Source organism: Metabacillus bambusae (assembly GCF_017497975.1).
GTDB lineage: Bacteria > Bacillota > Bacilli > Bacillales > Bacillaceae > Metabacillus > Metabacillus bambusae.
In genome coordinates this window covers 1-811 of the sequence record NZ_JAGDEL010000059.1, presented here as the reverse complement: position 1 = coordinate 811, position 811 = coordinate 1, and the positions used below count along the sequence as shown (strand labels likewise).

Genomic DNA, 811 nt, shown 5'->3' with positions numbered 1-811 from the left:
CCTCAAGATGAGATTTCCCATAGCGTAAGCTAGTAAGATCCCTGAAAGATGATCAGGTTGATAGGTCTGAGGTGGAAGCGCGGTGACGTGTGGAGCTGACAGATACTAATCGATCGAGGACTTAACCAAATAAAGGCGTTAAATGAAGTGAATTGAATTGTGAATCGTTATCTAGTTTTGAAGGAATATCCCTTCAACTTAATAATTTATCTGGTGGCGATAGCGAAGAGGTCACACCCGTTCCCATGCCGAACACGGAAGTTAAGCTCTTCAGCGCCGATGGTAGTTGGGGGTTTCCCCCTGTGAGAGTAGGACGTTGCCAGGTAAAAGCCCCTTATTTGGGGCTATTATTTTGTCGAATTTTATCCCATTTTTAGTTAGCCGGGGTGGCGGAACTGGCAGACGCACAGGACTTAAAATCCTGCGGTAGGTGACTACCGTACCGGTTCGATTCCGGTCCTCGGCACCACTTATAACATGCGCCCGTAGCTCAATTGGATAGAGCGTTTGACTACGGATCAAAAGGTTAGGGGTTCGACTCCTCTCGGGCGCGCCATAAGTTTAAACAGTAGTCTTAGTTTCAATGGGGCCTTAGCTCAGCTGGGAGAGCGCCTGCTTTGCACGCAGGAGGTCAGCGGTTCGATCCCGCTAGGCTCCACCATATAATTTAAATAATGAATTTCTATTTCCATTTTGGCGGTGTAGCTCAGCTGGCTAGAGCGTACGGTTCATACCCGTGAGGTCGTGGGTTCGACTCCCTCCGCCGCTACCAATTTGGACCTTTAGCTCAGCTGGTTAGAGCAGACGGCTC

Annotated in this window: 4 tRNA genes and 2 rRNA genes; all 6 read left to right on the top strand. The window is 49.1% G+C overall.

What is annotated here, in order from left to right:
• Window positions 1-129: ribosomal RNA gene (locus tag I7822_RS29520) — 23S ribosomal RNA — on the top strand; the annotation flags it as partial.
• Between the two features lie 80 nt (window positions 130-209).
• Window positions 210-325 (top strand): 5S ribosomal RNA (gene rrf / locus I7822_RS29515).
• Window positions 326-380: 55 nt separating this feature from the next.
• Window positions 381-469, top strand: a tRNA-Leu gene (locus tag I7822_RS29510).
• Window positions 470-479: 10 nt separating this feature from the next.
• Window positions 480-556 (top strand) — tRNA-Arg (locus tag I7822_RS29505).
• Between the two features lie 29 nt (window positions 557-585).
• A tRNA-Ala gene (locus tag I7822_RS29500) sits at window positions 586-661 on the top strand.
• A gap of 34 nt (window positions 662-695) precedes the next feature.
• Window positions 696-772: transfer RNA gene (locus I7822_RS29495), tRNA-Met, on the top strand.
• Window positions 773-811: the final 39 nt, after the last annotated feature.